16 protein-coding genes are annotated in these 16,282 nt (G+C 36.3%); 12 read left to right on the forward strand and 4 right to left on the reverse strand.

Annotated elements, in window-relative coordinates:
- Positions 1-41: 41 nt before the first annotated feature.
- Positions 42-869, reverse strand: coding sequence for an STAS domain-containing protein (locus J2S19_RS15545; RefSeq protein WP_307343998.1), 828 nt, complete (start codon positions 867-869; stop codon positions 42-44).
- A gap of 684 nt (positions 870-1,553) precedes the next feature.
- Between J2S19_RS15545 and J2S19_RS15550 the strand changes: the two genes are divergently transcribed.
- The 4 genes from J2S19_RS15550 to J2S19_RS15565 all read left to right on the forward strand — a co-directional run bounded on the left by J2S19_RS15550 (position 1,554) and on the right by J2S19_RS15565 (position 6,874).
- Positions 1,554-2,450: a sulfite exporter TauE/SafE family protein gene (locus tag J2S19_RS15550; RefSeq protein ID WP_307344002.1), complete on the forward strand. Its 897-nt coding sequence runs from the start codon at positions 1,554-1,556 to the stop codon at positions 2,448-2,450.
- 140 nt (positions 2,451-2,590) lie between these two features.
- On the forward strand, positions 2,591-2,779 hold the full coding sequence (locus tag J2S19_RS15555; RefSeq protein ID WP_307344005.1) for a YezD family protein: 189 nt from the start codon (positions 2,591-2,593) through the stop codon (positions 2,777-2,779).
- A 138-nt stretch (positions 2,780-2,917) separates the two neighbouring features.
- Complete coding sequence (htpG, locus tag J2S19_RS15560) at positions 2,918-4,801, forward strand: molecular chaperone HtpG (protein ID WP_307344007.1); 1,884 nt, start codon at positions 2,918-2,920, stop codon at positions 4,799-4,801.
- A gap of 1,140 nt (positions 4,802-5,941) precedes the next feature.
- Complete coding sequence (locus tag J2S19_RS15565) at positions 5,942-6,874, forward strand: aldo/keto reductase (protein ID WP_307344010.1); 933 nt, start codon at positions 5,942-5,944, stop codon at positions 6,872-6,874.
- 108 nt (positions 6,875-6,982) lie between these two features.
- On the opposite strand, the gene J2S19_RS15570 is transcribed toward J2S19_RS15565, so the two are convergent.
- Complete coding sequence (locus J2S19_RS15570) at positions 6,983-7,282, reverse strand: hypothetical protein (protein WP_307344014.1); 300 nt, start codon at positions 7,280-7,282, stop codon at positions 6,983-6,985.
- Between the two features lie 147 nt (positions 7,283-7,429).
- On the opposite strand from J2S19_RS15570, the gene J2S19_RS15575 reads away from it, so the two are divergent.
- From J2S19_RS15575 to J2S19_RS15595, 5 genes are all read left to right on the forward strand, one after another.
- On the forward strand, positions 7,430-7,654 hold the full coding sequence (locus J2S19_RS15575; RefSeq protein WP_307344016.1) for a YdbC family protein: 225 nt from the start codon (positions 7,430-7,432) through the stop codon (positions 7,652-7,654).
- A 12-nt stretch (positions 7,655-7,666) separates the two neighbouring features.
- Entirely contained in the window at positions 7,667-8,065 is a 399-nt protein-coding gene (locus tag J2S19_RS15580; RefSeq protein WP_307344018.1) for a (deoxy)nucleoside triphosphate pyrophosphohydrolase, read from the forward strand.
- Between the two features lie 56 nt (positions 8,066-8,121).
- Positions 8,122-8,499, forward strand: coding sequence for a DoxX family protein (locus J2S19_RS15585; RefSeq protein ID WP_307344020.1), 378 nt, complete (start codon positions 8,122-8,124; stop codon positions 8,497-8,499).
- Between the two features lie 72 nt (positions 8,500-8,571).
- Positions 8,572-8,745, forward strand: coding sequence for an asparagine synthase (locus tag J2S19_RS15590; RefSeq protein WP_307344038.1), 174 nt, complete (start codon positions 8,572-8,574; stop codon positions 8,743-8,745).
- A 152-nt stretch (positions 8,746-8,897) separates the two neighbouring features.
- Positions 8,898-9,575, forward strand: a complete 678-nt coding sequence (locus J2S19_RS15595; RefSeq protein WP_370875156.1) for an NAD(P)H-dependent oxidoreductase — start codon at positions 8,898-8,900, stop codon at positions 9,573-9,575.
- A 147-nt stretch (positions 9,576-9,722) separates the two neighbouring features.
- Here J2S19_RS15595 and J2S19_RS15600 read toward each other — a convergent pair whose 3' ends face one another.
- Positions 9,723-10,742, reverse strand: coding sequence for an NADH:flavin oxidoreductase/NADH oxidase (locus tag J2S19_RS15600; protein ID WP_307344039.1), 1,020 nt, complete (start codon positions 10,740-10,742; stop codon positions 9,723-9,725).
- A gap of 91 nt (positions 10,743-10,833) precedes the next feature.
- The gene (locus J2S19_RS15605; RefSeq protein ID WP_307344040.1) at positions 10,834-11,853 is read right to left on the reverse strand and encodes a zinc-binding alcohol dehydrogenase family protein; all 1,020 of its coding nucleotides are present in this window, start codon (positions 11,851-11,853) and stop codon (positions 10,834-10,836) included.
- Between the two features lie 256 nt (positions 11,854-12,109).
- On the opposite strand from J2S19_RS15605, the gene J2S19_RS15610 reads away from it, so the two are divergent.
- The 3 genes from J2S19_RS15610 (at position 12,110) to J2S19_RS15620 (ending at position 16,276) form a co-directional block, all read left to right on the forward strand.
- A complete protein-coding gene (locus J2S19_RS15610; protein WP_307344041.1) occupies positions 12,110-12,469 on the forward strand; it encodes a winged helix-turn-helix transcriptional regulator in 360 nt (119 codons plus the stop codon).
- A gap of 30 nt (positions 12,470-12,499) precedes the next feature.
- Positions 12,500-14,113 carry an ABC1 kinase family protein gene (locus J2S19_RS15615; RefSeq protein WP_307344042.1) on the forward strand — a complete coding sequence of 538 codons (1,614 nt, stop codon included), beginning with the start codon at positions 12,500-12,502 and terminating at the stop codon, positions 14,111-14,113.
- Between the two features lie 345 nt (positions 14,114-14,458).
- Entirely contained in the window at positions 14,459-16,276 is a 1,818-nt protein-coding gene (locus J2S19_RS15620) for an assimilatory sulfite reductase (NADPH) flavoprotein subunit (RefSeq protein ID WP_307344043.1), read from the forward strand.
- The last annotated feature ends 6 nt before the right edge of the window (positions 16,277-16,282 follow it).

Here is a 16,282-nt window from a genome sequence, read left to right on the forward strand (position 1 = left end):
TCTAAATCCATATATGTTGCCCTCTTTGTATGCTCTTAATCTTAACGAACAAAATACTCATTTAACGCATGCTGCAAAGTCCCTAATGTCCGCGTTTTATTGAAAAATGTCACCCCGATGCTAATCATTTTACGAACAACTTCAGCTCTCAAACCGGTTATAACAGTTTCACACCCCATCAAGGCGGTCCCATCAATAATATGTGATAGACGACTAATTACATCTGCGTCAATATCTCCGATTCCAGATAAGTCCAAAATTAATGTTTCAATTCTCAACTGCCCAATCTCTGATAAAATCTTTTCTTCTAAAATCATCGTCCGAAAAGAATCAATTGATCCAATTAGGGGTAAAATACAAACTGAAGGACTAATAGGAATAATTGGTACAGAAAGATTTTCGACCAATTGTTTTTGTGCAAGTATTAGTTTGTCTTTATATGTAGAATAGCTTATGAAAAATGTATTTAAAAATTGGTCCACAAAGTTATTAATTTGTTTTTCAAGAATGAACAATTCTTCTAAGCTATAACTATCATTTGCTAGCTCATTGTACTTCTCAATAAATTTCCATATCGTTCTGCGAATCGCTTGGATCCACTCCAATTTAAAGGTTATCTCAATTGAATGTGTTGCCCAGGCTATCCCCTCATGCTTAGCAAATGACTGAAGCTCTTTTTCATTCCCTTCAATGATATCAATGACTAATTTTTGCGCATTACTGATTAGGTCAATATTACCAATGCGCAAAATCTCATCGATACTATCCTTTACATTAACAGCCTCTGTTAACAATGATTTTTTGAATAATTCCTTGTTTACTACTATGAAATCTCTTAATTCATATGAATTCTGAAAGTTGAATTCCATATTACATATCCCCCTTAAATTTCAAACCCGTATCTTTATACCCTCCTTTGTGTAGGATGAAACCTTTTTTGGAGAAGAAAGTAAGACTACAACCGACAGAATGAATGAAAATGAAGTATTATCGTCTACATATCACTTGCTCCTATTGCGTTAGTGCATGAGGAATCTTGAGAAATTCCTCATAGTTAATGATAAGAACATTCAAAAATATAGTTGACAGGTAGGAATTGTCGGAATTATAATCATCTTAATGATACGATGTAGTAAGTTAACAAAATTGTTCTTATTCATCATTAGATCAAAAACGACAACGTCTTAGTGAGAAAAGCATTAGAAAATTAAATAGAAGCCGATCGGTCAACCGAAGGCATAATCCTATTTTAGTAGGATTATGTCTTTTTTTATGGCTTTGATTAGGGGTGATTTCTGATTCAGTACTCGTGTGTAGCGGTGGAGTTGGTTAGTGTTTCTATCAGAGTAAATACTTCGGGGTGCGAATCTTCGCTTAAGTCATCATGGATTCTCCAATCAAAAGGGTACACTGTTAATTTTTGTGTATCCACGGCGAGTCCATTCTGAATAAGTCTCGCACTTTCGCACCAGTCAAAACCATATATATAAACAGCAACAGTTTTTAGAAGTGGGCTTTCTTAATTTCTAAAAACCGATAATTAGGAGGATATAATGAGAAAATTAATTGTATTTGCATTCATTGGATTTCTAGCTCAATTGATTGATGGTGCATTAGGGATGGCATATGGAGTAACATCAACATCATTGTTATTAGCGTTTGGGATTGTCCCTGCAGTTGCCTCAGCATCTGTCCATTTGGCTGAAGTAGTAACAACAGCTGCTTCAGGTGTTTCCCATATTAAGTTTGGTAACGTCGATAAGCAGACAGTCTATCGTTTAATTATTCCAGGCTCAATTGGAGCTTTTGTTGGAGCAACATTTTTAAGCAATTTGCCAGGGGACCTCGCAAAACCGTATATTTCATTATTCTTACTTGTGTTAGGTGTATATGTCTTCACAAAATTCCTTTTTAAATTTCAGCCATTAAAAACAAAGAAGGATATGTCACTCAGCCGTAAACAAGCGATCCCATTAGGCTTAGTTGCAGGCTTTGCAGATGCGACAGGCGGTGGTGGATGGGGACCGATTGCGACACCAGTCTTACTTTCTAGAAAAGGGATGAGTCCACGTAAAGTAGTTGGTACAGTTGATACAAGTGAATTTGCAATTGCTGTTTCAGCTTCATTAGGATTTCTTATTTCCTTAGGATGGGAAGAAGTCAATTGGTTATGGGTTGTCGCACTCATGATAGGTGGAATTGTTGCTGCACCAATTGCTGCTTGGTTAGTACAAAAGCTTCATGAACAATTAATGGGTGTACTAGTCGGAGGGTTTATTATTTTAATCAATATGCGAACTCTTTTAGATGCTTGGTTTGAGTCTGCGACTATTCTGCCGTACGCATATGCGATAACATTACTTATTTGGGGTGTAGCGATTGTCTATACTGTTATCAATCTTAAGAAAAAACGACAATCTTCAAGTCACAACAAAGAGATAGAAAAATAAAAGATAATTATATTTAGCTAGTAGTTGATTTCAAGCAAGTTCCATAATAAAATATAAAACAACTAATCATATAAAATTACTTGGAATAATAAATGGTAATGAAGTCTAATGGGGGAACCTTTATAAGGGGAGAGTTTAAAATGTCTTCAAAAAATAAGATTGATAAAGAGGTAATCGATAAAATTATTCATCTTTTGGAAAATATGGAGTATGGAACATTACAAATTACCGTTCACGATTCGCAAATTACCCAAATTGAAAAAGGGGAAAAGTACAGATTTGCATTAAAGAAGAACGAAAATGTAAAGTACACTAAAAAAGAGCGATAAGGCTCTTTTTTTATTTCCCCTTAAATTGACAACTACTATCATTTATGATATTAAAAGTAATAGATTAGCACTCGAGTGTATTGAGTGCTAAAATGATTATGTAAAATCATCATCAACTACATAAAAGGAGAGGTTATCATGGCGAAAAAGCAATTTAAAGCTGAATCGAAACGATTATTAGAAATGATGATTAACTCAATCTACTCACAAAGAGAAGTGTTTTTAAGAGAGTTAATTTCGAATGCAAGCGATGCGATTGATAAAATCTATTACAAAGCATTGACTGACGATTCGTTAACATTTGACCAAGATAGTTACTACATAAAAGTAACACCTAACAAAGACAATCGAACTTTGACGATCACTGACACTGGAATTGGGATGACAAAGGAAGAGCTTGAAACAAATCTAGGTACGATCGCTAAAAGTGGTTCACTTTCGTTTAAAAATGAAAATGAAATTAAAGATGGCCATGACATTATCGGTCAGTTCGGTGTAGGTTTTTATGCTGCATTCATGGTAGCAGATGTCGTAACAGTTGTAAGTAAAGCACTAGGTAGTGATGAAGCTTACAAATGGGAATCAACAGGTGCAGACGGCTATACGTTAGAGGTTGTTGAAAAAGAGACAGTTGGTACAGAGATTACTTTAAAAATAAAAGAAAACACAGAAGACGATCAGTATGACGAGTTTTTAGAAGAATACCGTCTAAAAGAAATTATTAAGAAATATTCTGATTTCATCCGCTATCCAATTAAAATGGATGTTAAAGGTCAAAGACCAAAAGCAGACAGTGAAGAAAATGAGCTTGAGGAATACGAAGAAGAGCAAACCATTAACAGCATGGTGCCAATATGGAGAAAAAACAAAAGTGAACTTACTGATGAGGACTATGCAAACTTCTATCAAGAAAAGCGTTACGGCTTTGACAAACCGTTAAAACATATTCATATCAGTGTTGATGGTACGATCCGTTACAATGCGATTTTATATATTCCTGAAACAACACCGTTTGATTATTACTCAAAGGAATATGAAAAAGGCTTAGAGCTCTACTCAAACGGCGTGTTAATCATGAACAAATGTGCAGACCTTCTCCCAGACTATTTCAGCTTTGTGAAGGGAATGGTCGATTCAGAAGACCTATCACTTAATATTTCACGTGAAATGCTGCAGCACGATCGTCAATTAAGTCTTATCGCAAAAAATATCGGCAAGAAAATTAAAAATGAACTAAAAAGCTTATTGAAAAATGAACGGGAGAAATATGAGAAGTTCTACAAATCATTTGGACGTCAAATTAAATTCGGCGTATACAATGATTTTGGAGCGAACAAAGACTTGCTTCAAGACTTACTTATGTTCCACTCATCAAAAGAGAAAAAACAAGTAACGTTAGATGAATACGTATCAAGAATGCCAGAAGATCAAAAGTATATTTACTATGCGACTGGTGAATCAATCGAGCGAATCGATAAGCTCCCACAAACAGAGCTTGTTGCAGACAAAGGCTATGAGATTCTTTACTTTACCGAGGATATTGATGAATTTGCGATTAAAATGATCATGTCCTATAAAGAAAAAGAATTTAAATCTGTATCAAGCGGTGACCTCGGTATTGAGGATGAAGAAAGCAAAAAGCAAACCGAAGAAGAAAACAACGAAAACAAAGAGCTATTTGATTACATGAAAAATATCCTAAAAGACAAAGTGAAGGATGTTCGCATTTCAAAACGTTTAAAAAATCACCCAGTCTGCTTAACAGCTGATGGTGAAGTAACAATTGAAATGGAAAAAATCCTAAACGCAATGCCAGACAATCAAAATGTCAAAGCGGATAAAGTATTAGAAATCAATATGAACCATGACGTTTTCAAATCACTAAAAACAGCTTTTGAAAATGATAAAGAAAAATTAGATTTATATACGAACCTATTATATAACCAAGCACTGTTAATCGAAGGCCTACCGATCCAAGATCCTGTAGAGTTTACAAATGACATGTGTAAAGTAATGGTATAAGTAGGAAAAAGAAAGGGCTTTGTATCTCAACTTGTTGAGGCAAAGCTTTTTTTTGTAGATAAGGAAACTTGTTTTTAACATTACAGAGCATTGTCAGGCGAGATAATTTTGTATAGATGGCTTTTTTTAACAGAGATGTAGGCTTAACAATGTGAGCGAGGCTAGTGCTTAGAGACCCTCGAGGAGAAATCGTCTTCATAATAGGTATGAAGACGAAAATGAGAAACTTCTCGGGCCGAAATGTTCTTCATAAAAGGTATGAAGACGAAAATGAGAAAGTTCTCGGGCCGAAATGGTCTTCATAAAAGGTATGAAGACCAAAACGAGAAAGACCTCGAGCCGAAATGGTCTTCATAGAGTGTATGAAGACCAAAATGAGAAAGATTCCGAACAGAAATGTTCTTCATAAAAGGTATGAAGAACAAAACGAGAAAGTCCCCGAGCCGAAATGTTCTTCATAAAAAGTATGAAGACCAAAACGAGAAAGACCTCGAGCCGAAATGTTCTTCATAAAAAGTATGAAGACGAAAATGAGAAATCTTCCGAGGAGAAATCGTCTTCATAAAAGGTATGAAGACCAAAATGAGAAAGACCTCGAGCCGAAATGGTCTTCATAGAGTGTATGAAGACCAAAACGAGAAAGTCCCCGAGCTGAAATGTTCTTCAAAGAAGGTATGAAGACCAAAACGAGAAAGTCCCCGAGCTGAAATGTTCTTCAAAGAAGGTATGAAGACCAAAACGAGAAAGACCTCGAGCCGAAATGTTCTTCATAGAAGGTATGAAGACCAAAACGAGAAAGATTCCGAGCCGAAATGTTCTTCATAAAAAGTATGAAGACCAAAACGAGAAAGACCTCGAGCAGAAATCATCTTCATAAAGAATATGAAGACGAAAACGAATGCCCACCGCAGCAGCCTACCCCCTCACTTGTAAAATCGATACTGTCTTTCCCGCTAACCATGTGTTTGTTTTTGCTCGAACTCGTTCCTACCAATATTACACACAAATATGAACTTTACTGAAAAAACCTGGTATCACAAAAAAATATAAAGTTAAATCCTGTCAAGCGAATAAGAGGAATGCACATGAACAAATATGGTACGATAACAGCGTACATCTATCACGAAGGAGTCGAAGAAGATGACTAAGCAAGCACGTATTGGTAAAACCGATTTACTTGTTAACCCGATTGGCCTTGGGACAAATGCTGTTGGTGGGCATAATCTTTATCCGAATTTAGATGAAGAAGTGGGCAAAGAATTAGTTCGGACAGCTATTCATCATGGTGTGAATTTCCTTGATACGGCCTTTATTTATGGTCCAGGGCGTTCAGAGGAGTTAGTTGGAGAAGTTGTAAAGGAATCAGGAAAACGTGATGAACTCGTCATTGCGACAAAAGGAGCACATAAAATTGTTGGAGATGATGTAATAGTAGATAACTCTCCCGCATTTTTGAAGCAATCTGTTGAGGATAGCTTAAAAAGACTACAAACCGACTATATTGATTTGTATTACATTCATTTTCCGGATGAAACGACTCCTAAGGACGAGGCTGTTGGTGCTTTAAAACAATTGAAGGATGAAGGGAAAATCAGGGCAATTGGTGTCTCGAATTTCTCAATTGAGCAGTTAAAAGAAGCAAATAAAGATGGCTATGTTGATGTTGTTCAAGGTAATTACAATTTAATCGAGCGTGAAGCAGAACAGGAATTCCTCCCTTATACGAAGGAGCAGAAAATTTCGTTTATCCCCTATTTCCCATTTGCAGCTGGATTACTTGCCGGGAAGTATACAAAGGATATGACGTTTAATGATTTACGAGCAGATATGCCACATCTTCAAGGTGACCAATTCGTACGTAATTTAGAAAAGGTCGAACAGCTCCGCAAAATTGCTCATGCCAAAAATGCTCAAGTTGCCCATGTAGTCCTCGCGTGGTATTTAACGAGAGATTCAATCGACGTCTTAATTCCAGGTGCAAAACGTGCCGAACAGATGATTGATAATTTAAACACATTACATATTGATTTAACTGAAACAGAGATAAATGAAATCGACTCAATTTTTAAATAAGGCTGATAAATAGCAAATCATACAAAAACCATAACACTTACTTCAATGTTATGGTTTTTGTTGTGTATGTTTAAGTGCTCTATTTGGTTTTAAATAGACTAACTAGATTTAATGTAAAAATACGATGTTTTGACCAGATAGTTTATTCTCAATTGTTGATTCTAATAGTGACTTTGTTGATAAATAATCAATTGCTTTAAATAAAAGTTCATAGTTTTGATTTTCTTTAATGTCGATGGTTAATTCGGAAATTAGTTGTTCTGTTCCATGATATAAACTCACTAGTTTTTCGACACTTAAATCGTCAAGGTGGTTTTTTCCCTCAATCGCTAAACCGTCTGGTAGTTTATTTAAGTGCCATTTTGTTATGTACTCAATATAATCTCTGTCTTCATTTGTTAATGTCATGACATAAAACCCCTTCGTCTAATTTTCCTATTTTTAATTATGAACGGGAATCGATTAGATCTGAACACCTTTTCATCGTAAAATAATGACATGGAACATATCGTTTCGACAATAACCAAGAAAATATGAAAGAGGAGATGATGAAAAATGGCTAATATTAAGTATGAAATCGTAGAAAAGCTAGGAACAGTATCTGAAGGAGCAAAAGGTTGGAAAAAAGAATTAAATTTAATAAGCTGGAATGACCGTGAAGCTAAATATGATTTGCGTGATTGGGACCAGTCAAATGAAAAAATGGGAAAGGGAGTTACACTTACAAAGGAAGAATTGCAAAACTTAAAAGAATTGTTAAATGGAATGGACCTGTCGTAGGTTGGAGGAATCATGAAAAAGTTAATTAATGTTGTCGGTGCTGTGATTATGAAGGATGGGAAAATTTTATGTGCCCAAAGAGGAAATACAAAGGTTCTCTCATCATTTTGGGAGTTTCCTGGCGGGAAGATAGAAGAGGGTGAATCACCACAACAAGCATTACATCGTGAAATAATCGAAGAAATGGAATGTGAAATTGAGATTGAGAAACTACTTGATGAAACGGTTTACGAGTATGATTTTGGCATTGTTAACCTAAAAACATTTAAATGTAAGCTCACCGAGGGTAAACCGACTTTAACAGAACATACTGCGATGAAATGGCTATTCCCTCATGAACTAAACACATTACAGTGGGCACCGGCAGATATCCCAACAGTAGAAAAGTTAATGGGAATTGTTTACAAATAAATGTAGTGATGATCCCTTTAGAAGGAGCATACAATTGTTTCAAAGGGGGACTTGCTATGAAAAAACAACTATCAACAATCTCGCTTATCCGTTATGTAGTCGCTTACGTATTTATTGCATCAGGATTAATGAAATTGTTTGGTCCAGACATGAGTAGCATGTTTAGTCAAATAGGAATACCCTATCCACTTAACTCAATGTATATCCTCGCAATTATTGAACTTATTTGTGCAGCACTAATCTTATTGCATAAATACGTAAAAAAAGCTGTAGCCGTTCTATTAGCAATAATGGTTATATCGATAGTTTTGACGAAAATACCATTGTTACATGAAGGAATATTTGTCTTTGCTTTTAATGCTCGTTTAGATATCGTCATGGTTGTGTTGCTTTATATCCTTTACAAAACATATCCAGGACGTACCTTCTCATAAAAGCTGCAAAAGAGGACATGATAGTAGATGTGTTTTATAACACAACTAACATTGATGTGGAGGAATGGGACGATGAATATTCGTGAAGGCATGATTCCAACTGCATTAGGTACAGCGGTAACAGCAACCGGCTATGCATTAAAGCAAAAACGCGGTTCAAATAAAATGATGGCCAACACACTATTCGGCTTCGGTTTAGCCCATGTCGTCTTAGGTACGATTGACCTCGTCCAGCATCGTCGTTAGGGGAAAGAGTGAGCAAATGATGCTCACTCTTTTTTTGCTCTAATAAAAGCGTATAAATTTACAAAAACTTTTACTAGTAGCACAATATAAAATGTAACGCTAAAAAGTTAAAGTTACATAATCGATGACCATATCTAAAAGGAGTTGCAATGATGACTAAGATTGAACAAAAAAAGCAAGAAATATTAGAAGCACTACAGTTTAGACATGCGACGAAAAAGTTTGACCCAACAAAGAAAATTTCAGATGAAGATTTTCGGTTTATTCTTGAAGCAGGGCGCCTTTCACCAAGCTCTGTCGGCTATGAGCCTTGGAAATTTGTCGTCGTGCAAAATAAAGAATTACGTGAAAAATTAAGAGAAGTTTCATGGGGGGCACAAGGTCAGCTTCCAACAGCAAGTCACTTTGTGCTCATCTTAGCTAGAACAATTAAAGATACGAAATACGATTCAGATTATGTAAAACATTTAATGTTAGAAGAGAAAAAGTTTCCACCTGAAATCTTCGAGAAAATGTTGGTCCGTTATAAAAGCTTTCAAGAGGAAGATTTACATCTGCTAGATAATGAACGGACAATGCTTGATTGGGCTGGTAAGCAAACATATATCGCATTAGCAAACATGATGACTGCTGCAGCACAAATCGGTATTGATTCATGTCCAATCGAAGGCTTCCATTTTGATAAAGTCCAACAAATCTTAGACGAAGAAGGCTTATTAGAAGACGGCCACTTAGCAATCTCAGTTATGGCAGCCTTCGGATATCGCGACAAAGAACCACGTCCGAAAATCAGACGCGCGTTTGATGATATTGTGCAGTGGGTTGAATAGAAAAAGAAAAAATGTGGGGGCATATTTAGCACTCCTTGTACATTGTTCCAAGGGGGTCTGACCCCTCCAAAAAACAAAAGTGCGATCTTATTAAAAAGGTATAAGTTAATAACTTATAAAAGAAGGGTCAGACCCCTCTTTTGTGTATTAAATACTATACCCCGCAGCAAGAGGTCTTGGTGTTAATGGCTTACCACCCAATGCAAGAGAGGCTTCATTTGCCCAATATGGGTTGCGGAGCATGCCTCTGCCTACAGCAACTAAATCTGCTTTTTTTTCACGGATTGCTTCATCACACAGCTTAGGGTCCTCCAATCGACCAACAGCAATTGTTGGCACTTGAAGAGCTGCTTTTAGTTCCTTTGCAAAGTCTAATTGATAACCAGGTCCTGAATGGCTAGGTCCTGATTCACTCTCTCCACCTGATGAGACGTGGAACATATCTACACCAGCCTCTATATATCGCTGGGCTAAGTCTATTGAATAGTCAAGGTCATACCCATTTTCAGCATACTCAACCGCAGAAATTCTCATAATCAATGGCATAGATTCAGGCATGACACGTCGAGCTGCTTGGATGATTTCAACACCGAACAGCGACAAATCTTGACCGTATTGATCGTCTCGCTTATTCGTTAATGGAGATTGGAATTGGTGGATTAAATAACCATGTGCTGCATGGATTTCGATCGTATCAACACCAGCTTTAATGGCTCTCGTAAATGAGTCCTCAAATTTTTTAACGATTTCTTTCACTTCATCGGTTGATAATTGATGAGGCTCTTTGTACGCATCTGAAAATCGTTGATTTGTAGATGATACAGGTTTTGGTGCATCTTCAGCTTTACGGCCGGCATGCGCAATTTGAATGCCGACTTTTGCTCCGTATGCTTGGCATCCTTTTATTACCTTTTCAAACGCTGGAATTTGCTCGTCAGACCATAAACCTAAATCAAAATCTGAAATTCTACCGTCAGGCTCTACATCTGTCATCTCCATAATAATTAGCCCAACACCGCCGATGGCACGGCTCGTATAATGGGTGAAATGCCAATCGTTCGGTTTGCCATCTTTATTCGTTACAGAATATTGACACATTGGCGGCATCACAATTCGATTTTTCAGTTTTAAATCTTTTAATTCAAATGCATCTAATAATGTTGGCATTATTCTTATCCTTTCTATCTTTTATACATCGACTATTTTCTCACTTAATTCATGAAGCTAGTCAATGAATTACATATATAACTTGAAAAAGTTAGAATCCTTCCAATACAATTTTTCCGATTGTTTGCCCTGTTTCCACCTTTTGATGGGCTATTCGAAGGTTCTCGGCATTAATAGGAGAAATGATTTCTTTTAACGTCGTCCGAAATTTTCCTGCATCAATTAGTTGGCTTAATGAAGTTAATAGTTCATGTTGTTTAATCATATCAGTAGTTTCGTACATAGAACGAGTAAACATGAATTCCCAAACAAATGTGACACTTTTACTTTTTAATACATTTAAGTCAAGTGGTTCACTATTTTCAACAATAGAACAAATTTTACCTTGAGGAACAATTACTTCCCCCATACTTTGCCAATGTTGGTCCGTATTATTTAGGCAGAAAATATAGTCTACATCCTCAAAACCAATACTTGCTAACTGTTCTTTGAAAGGTTTGTAGTGGTTAATTACGTAATCTGAGCCTAACTCTTCAACCCATTTCTTACTTTCTTCTCTAGATGCAGTGGAGATAACGGTTAGACCTACGAGTTTGGCTAATTGAATAGCAGCTGAACCAACTCCACCTGCCCCACCAATAATTAGAATCGATTTGTTTCGATTTTCTTCTGGATGATGTAGAGGGATATTGAGTCGCTCAAATAGACCTTCCCAAGCTGTAATGGCAGTTAGAGGTAAGGCGGCTGCTTCTGCATCAGTTAATGTCAATGGTTTCTTGCCGACAATCCGTTCATCAACTACCTGATATTCACTATAACTTCCTTGCCTAGTAATGCTACCAGCATAATACACTTTATCCCCTATTTTAAATATTGAGCAATCCGGACCAACCGCTTCAACTACTCCACATGCATCCCAACCAAGAATTTTAAGGGTATTCTCGGTCTTTTCTTTAGGAGAACGGACTTTTACATCTACAGGATTTATCGAAATGGCATGAACTTTTACAAGTAAGTCACGGTTGCTAGGAATTGGTTTTTCTATCGATTCCTCAACAAGACTGTCCATATGTTCAATCGGTAAATATTTGTATAATCCTATTGCTTTCATTCATATTCCTCCTCATAAATTCATTATGTGTTCATTATAGTAAGGAAGGTGATGAATTGTAAGTAGGCACAATTAAGTAAGTTAGTTACATAAATGTTAGTTATAGAGTTTCGTATTTTTCTATGACCATAATAAATGAGGGAATAGATTCCATATTCACCAAATTTGTTTAACTTATATGGTAAGATTAGGATGTTTATAATCATATTAGCCTTTTCTAAAATGATTATATAAAAATTGAATAGGAGTGACCAAGATGAGAAATAGAAAGAGTGGATATGGTTGTCCTGAAGGATGTCCAGTCGAAGCTACGCTTGATGTTATAGGTGGAAAATGGAAAGGTGTTATCTTATTTCACCTTATTGAGGATACGAAGCGTTTTAATCAGTTGAGGGCATTAATTCCTGGGATCACACAGCGGATTTTAACATTGCAATTAAGAGAATTGGAAAATGACGGTGTCATCCATAGAGAGGTATTCCCTGAAACTCCACCAAAAGTAGAATACTCCTTGACCGAATTTGGCAGAACATTAGAACCGATTATTCTAGCAATGAAGGATTGGGGAGAAAAGTATAATAAGAAATTACTTGAGGATATAGATTGTAAGAATTAACTTACCTTATAGATAAAGGAGCAGGTTACCATGAAAAGAAAAGCAGAAATAAAAATATATCGGATGTGGCGTGTGCTTTCATTAGGTATTTCAATTCTCTTTCGTGTTTATTGGTACAAACTATTAAAGAAGTCCGAAGCAGAAAAGCAAGCTCTATGGGAAAGAATTGGTCAACAATTTCGGCAAACTTTATTTGACTTAGAGGGTTTATTAATTAAAGTGGGTCAATTGCTAAGTATCCGTTCCGATTTACTGCCAAAAGGATTTGTTAAGCAGCTTGACCAATTAGTAGATAAAGTACCACCATCTTCATGGAGTGAAATTAAGACAGTACTTGAAACAGAATGGAATGCATCAATTGATGAAAATTTAGCTACTATCGATAGGGATGCGGTTGCTTCAGCATCCATTGGTGAAGTGTATAAAGCTGTATTATTAGATGGGACTACAGTTGCAATTAAAGTGCAGCGTCCTACAATTCAGGCGATAGTGCGCACTGATTTTAGAATTTTATCTATATTATTTTGGTTTGCTAAGACTTTTGCACCGATTCCAAAAGGCTTTATAAACTTTAATATGTTGTATAAGGAAATGAAGCATGTTATTGAGAGAGAGCTTGATTTTAAACAAGAATTGGCATCGAGCCTTAATTTTAAAGAGCGGTTTGAGGATAATGAAAACTATATCGTGCCGAATGTTTTTCCCTCATTATGTACATCAAAAATTTTAGTGATGGAATGGGTTGATGGAGCGAAAATAACAGATATTGCATTTCTTCAGGAAAATGAGATTGACCAAAATGAGCTTGCAAAGAAAATGATTAGATTGTTTTTACCACAGTGGCTTGAAGCGGGGTTATTCCATGCAGACCCACACTCAGGAAATGTTTTAGTAACAACAAGCGGTAAAATCATCTTGTTAGATTTCGGTATGGTTAGTGAAATTACGAAAAGCGATGCGGTGAATTTTCAACGTTTAATTGAAGCAATCTTCTTTAAACATTACCCAGAAGCGGTAAATATATTAAATGAACTAGGTTTCTTAATCCCTGGTTCAGATCCAAAGCCAATTGAAAAGATGCTGATGGAATTTGTGAATTTTGATTTTCAACAATTAAAAGAAATGGACTTACTCGCTGTTAAAAAAGAAATGAATGCAATGGTCCAAACGTTACCTATACAAGTGCCAACTCGGTTTATCTTTTTAGGTAGAGCATACATTACGATTGAAGGAATACTGTTAACGATTATTGAAGATGAAGAACTACAGAACGTTGCAAAGCCTGAACTAATCGATTGGGTCAATAAAAAAGACTTAAGTAAGTGGAAGCTCGTCTTAAAATGGCTCAGTCATCAACCATTCGCGCAAGTTTTTAGACAGTTTCATACGTTAATCAATGCACCGCAACGTTACATCGAATTAAAAGAAAAGGCAGAACAGAGAAATTATCATTTTACTGTACTTGAAAATAATAAACGACATTTCTTTGTTTTGGGAATCGTTGGTTTACTCTCATTATTTATCGGAGATTACATAAAACATCAATTGTCCTATTACGGTTCTTTTGTACTGTTGGCACTGGCATCAATTGGCTATATAACGGTTAGTGTGAAGCAAAAAAAACTGTTAAAAACCTCTAGATGAACATAATCCGACATTATTCGGTAAATTCCCCTAATATGAGACGAAAAGACGAGACAAACAATGGTGAAGGTGATACAATTTGTGCAATAATTAAAAAATTTGATAATAACAAAAAGTTTATCAAATGTGTAGACAACACCATTATAGATAACGAGATTCATAGCAGTATCAATTTTTTCGGATATAAATAAGTTAATGGTTTAATTGACTAAAACCTACTTGACTTATAGGAATAATATAGTACGATAAAACTAACTAATTTTCACGACTATGAGATGGCGAAATTTGATGGATTCGTCAATAAAATGACCTACATAGTTAAATTCCTTTGTGAGGTGGATATCGTTGCAACTTCAGGTAGTAAACAGTCCTTTTAATCAGGAGCAGGTAGAACTCCTTAATCGTCTTCTGCCAACCTTGACAGAACAGCAAAAAGTATGGCTCAGCGGATATTTAGCTGCAACAAGTACAGTTACCGCAGTTGGAAGTGTTGACGCAAGTCCTGCTCATCCCGTACAAACTCCTGCACAACCAGTATCAAAAGAAGTTACAATCCTTTTTGGATCACAAACTGGTAATGCGCAAAACTTAGCAACAAACGCAGGAAAAACACTTGAAGAAAAAGGCTTTCAAGTAACTGTATCTGCGATGAGTGATTTTAAACCAAATAATTTGAAAAAGGTTAAAAATCTCCTTATTATTGTGAGCACACATGGTGAGGGAGATCCTCCAGATAACGCACTTTCCTTCCATGAATTTTTACATGGCAGACGTGCACCGAAGCTTGAAGACTTGCGCTATGCGGTCTTATCACTTGGGGATAGCTCATATGAGTTTTTCTGCAAGACTGGTCAAGACTTCGATAAGCGCCTAGAAGAGTTAGGTGGAACACGTCTAACTGACCGTGTTGACTGTGATTTAGATTTTGATGAACCAGCAGCAGAATGGCTAGAAGGTGTGCTAAATGGCTTGAGTGAAGCACAGGGAGGCGGAGTTGCTGAAGCACAAGCGACTACAGCTGCACCTCAAGCAGAAGCATCTGCTTATTCACGTACGAACCCATTTAAAGCAGAAGTATTAGAAAATATTAATTTAAATGGTAAAGGTTCAAATAAAGAAACACGTCATCTTGAAATTTCACTTGAAGGCTCAGGGTTGACATACGAACCTGGTGATAGTCTAGGAATCTATCCAGAAAATGACCCATCTCTCGTTGAAGAAATCTTGAGTGAATTAAAGTGGAATCAAGATGAAACAGTAACGATTAATAAAAAAGGTGAGGTTCTAACCTTAAAAGAAGCATTAAGCACTTATTTTGAAATTACGGTTATAACAAAACCATTAATAAAACAAGTTGCAGAGCTTTCTTCTAATAAAGAATTGCAAGAGCTTGCTAGTGATGATGAGAAAATTAAAGCATATATCGATGGCCGTGATTTGCTAGATTTAATCCGTGATTTCGGTCCGTGGGAGATTGAACCACAAGCACTTATTTCTGTGCTACGTAAAATGCCATCACGTTTATATTCAATTTCTAGCAGCTTAACAGCAAATCCTGATGAAGTACATTTAACAATTGGCGCTGTACGCTATGAAGCGAACGGTCGTGAGCGAAAAGGTGTATGTTCAATTCAAGCTGCAGAACGATTACAGCCTGGTGATACAATCCCAGTTTATATCCAAAACAACCAAAACTTTAAGCTCCCTGAAAATCCTGATACACCAATTATTATGGTTGGACCAGGTACAGGTGTAGCTCCATTCCGTTCATTTATGCAAGAACGTGAAGAGGTTGGTGCTGAAGGAAAATCATGGATGTTCTTTGGAGACCAGCATTTTGTCACAGATTTCTTGTATCAAACAGAATGGCAAAGATGGGTTAAAGATGGTGTGTTAACAAGAATGGATGTTGCCTTCTCTCGTGATACAGAAGAAAAAGTGTATGTCCAACATCGTATGCAGCAACATAGTAAAGACTTGTATGAGTGGTTACAAGAAGGTGCTGTCGTGTATATTTGCGGAGACGAGAAAAACATGGCACATGATGTACACAATACATTACTAGATATTATAGAAAAAGAAGGAAACATGTCTCGTGAACAAGCAGAAGAATATTTAGCGAACATGCAGCAACAAAAACGTTACCAACGTGACGTATATTAATTTTTA

Origin of the sequence: Metabacillus malikii (assembly GCF_030813355.1) — a bacterium.
GTDB lineage: Bacteria > Bacillota > Bacilli > Bacillales > Bacillaceae > Metabacillus > Metabacillus malikii.

What these genes read in the sequence shown, in the direction of transcription:
- J2S19_RS15585 (WP_307344020.1), top strand. Translation starts at nt 8,122, where the DNA reads ATGAAAAAACAACTATCAACAATCTCGCTTATCCGTTATGTAGTCGCT.
- J2S19_RS15570 (WP_307344014.1), bottom strand. Translation starts at nt 7,282, where the DNA reads ATGACATTAACAAATGAAGACAGAGATTATATTGAGTACATAACAAAA.
- J2S19_RS15575 (WP_307344016.1), top strand. Translation starts at nt 7,430, where the DNA reads ATGGCTAATATTAAGTATGAAATCGTAGAAAAGCTAGGAACAGTATCT.
- J2S19_RS15550 (WP_307344002.1), top strand. Translation starts at nt 1,554, where the DNA reads ATGAGAAAATTAATTGTATTTGCATTCATTGGATTTCTAGCTCAATTG.
- htpG (WP_307344007.1), top strand. Translation starts at nt 2,918, where the DNA reads ATGGCGAAAAAGCAATTTAAAGCTGAATCGAAACGATTATTAGAAATG.
- J2S19_RS15615 (WP_307344042.1), top strand. Translation starts at nt 12,500, where the DNA reads ATGAAAAGAAAAGCAGAAATAAAAATATATCGGATGTGGCGTGTGCTT.
- J2S19_RS15580 (WP_307344018.1), top strand. Translation starts at nt 7,667, where the DNA reads ATGAAAAAGTTAATTAATGTTGTCGGTGCTGTGATTATGAAGGATGGG.
- J2S19_RS15595 (WP_370875156.1), top strand. Translation starts at nt 8,898, where the DNA reads ATGACTAAGATTGAACAAAAAAAGCAAGAAATATTAGAAGCACTACAG.
- J2S19_RS15590 (WP_307344038.1), top strand. Translation starts at nt 8,572, where the DNA reads ATGAATATTCGTGAAGGCATGATTCCAACTGCATTAGGTACAGCGGTA.
- J2S19_RS15610 (WP_307344041.1), top strand. Translation starts at nt 12,110, where the DNA reads ATGAGAAATAGAAAGAGTGGATATGGTTGTCCTGAAGGATGTCCAGTC.
- J2S19_RS15545 (WP_307343998.1), bottom strand. Translation starts at nt 869, where the DNA reads ATGGAATTCAACTTTCAGAATTCATATGAATTAAGAGATTTCATAGTA.
- J2S19_RS15565 (WP_307344010.1), top strand. Translation starts at nt 5,942, where the DNA reads ATGACTAAGCAAGCACGTATTGGTAAAACCGATTTACTTGTTAACCCG.
- J2S19_RS15555 (WP_307344005.1), top strand. Translation starts at nt 2,591, where the DNA reads ATGTCTTCAAAAAATAAGATTGATAAAGAGGTAATCGATAAAATTATT.
- J2S19_RS15605 (WP_307344040.1), bottom strand. Translation starts at nt 11,853, where the DNA reads ATGAAAGCAATAGGATTATACAAATATTTACCGATTGAACATATGGAC.
- J2S19_RS15600 (WP_307344039.1), bottom strand. Translation starts at nt 10,742, where the DNA reads ATGCCAACATTATTAGATGCATTTGAATTAAAAGATTTAAAACTGAAA.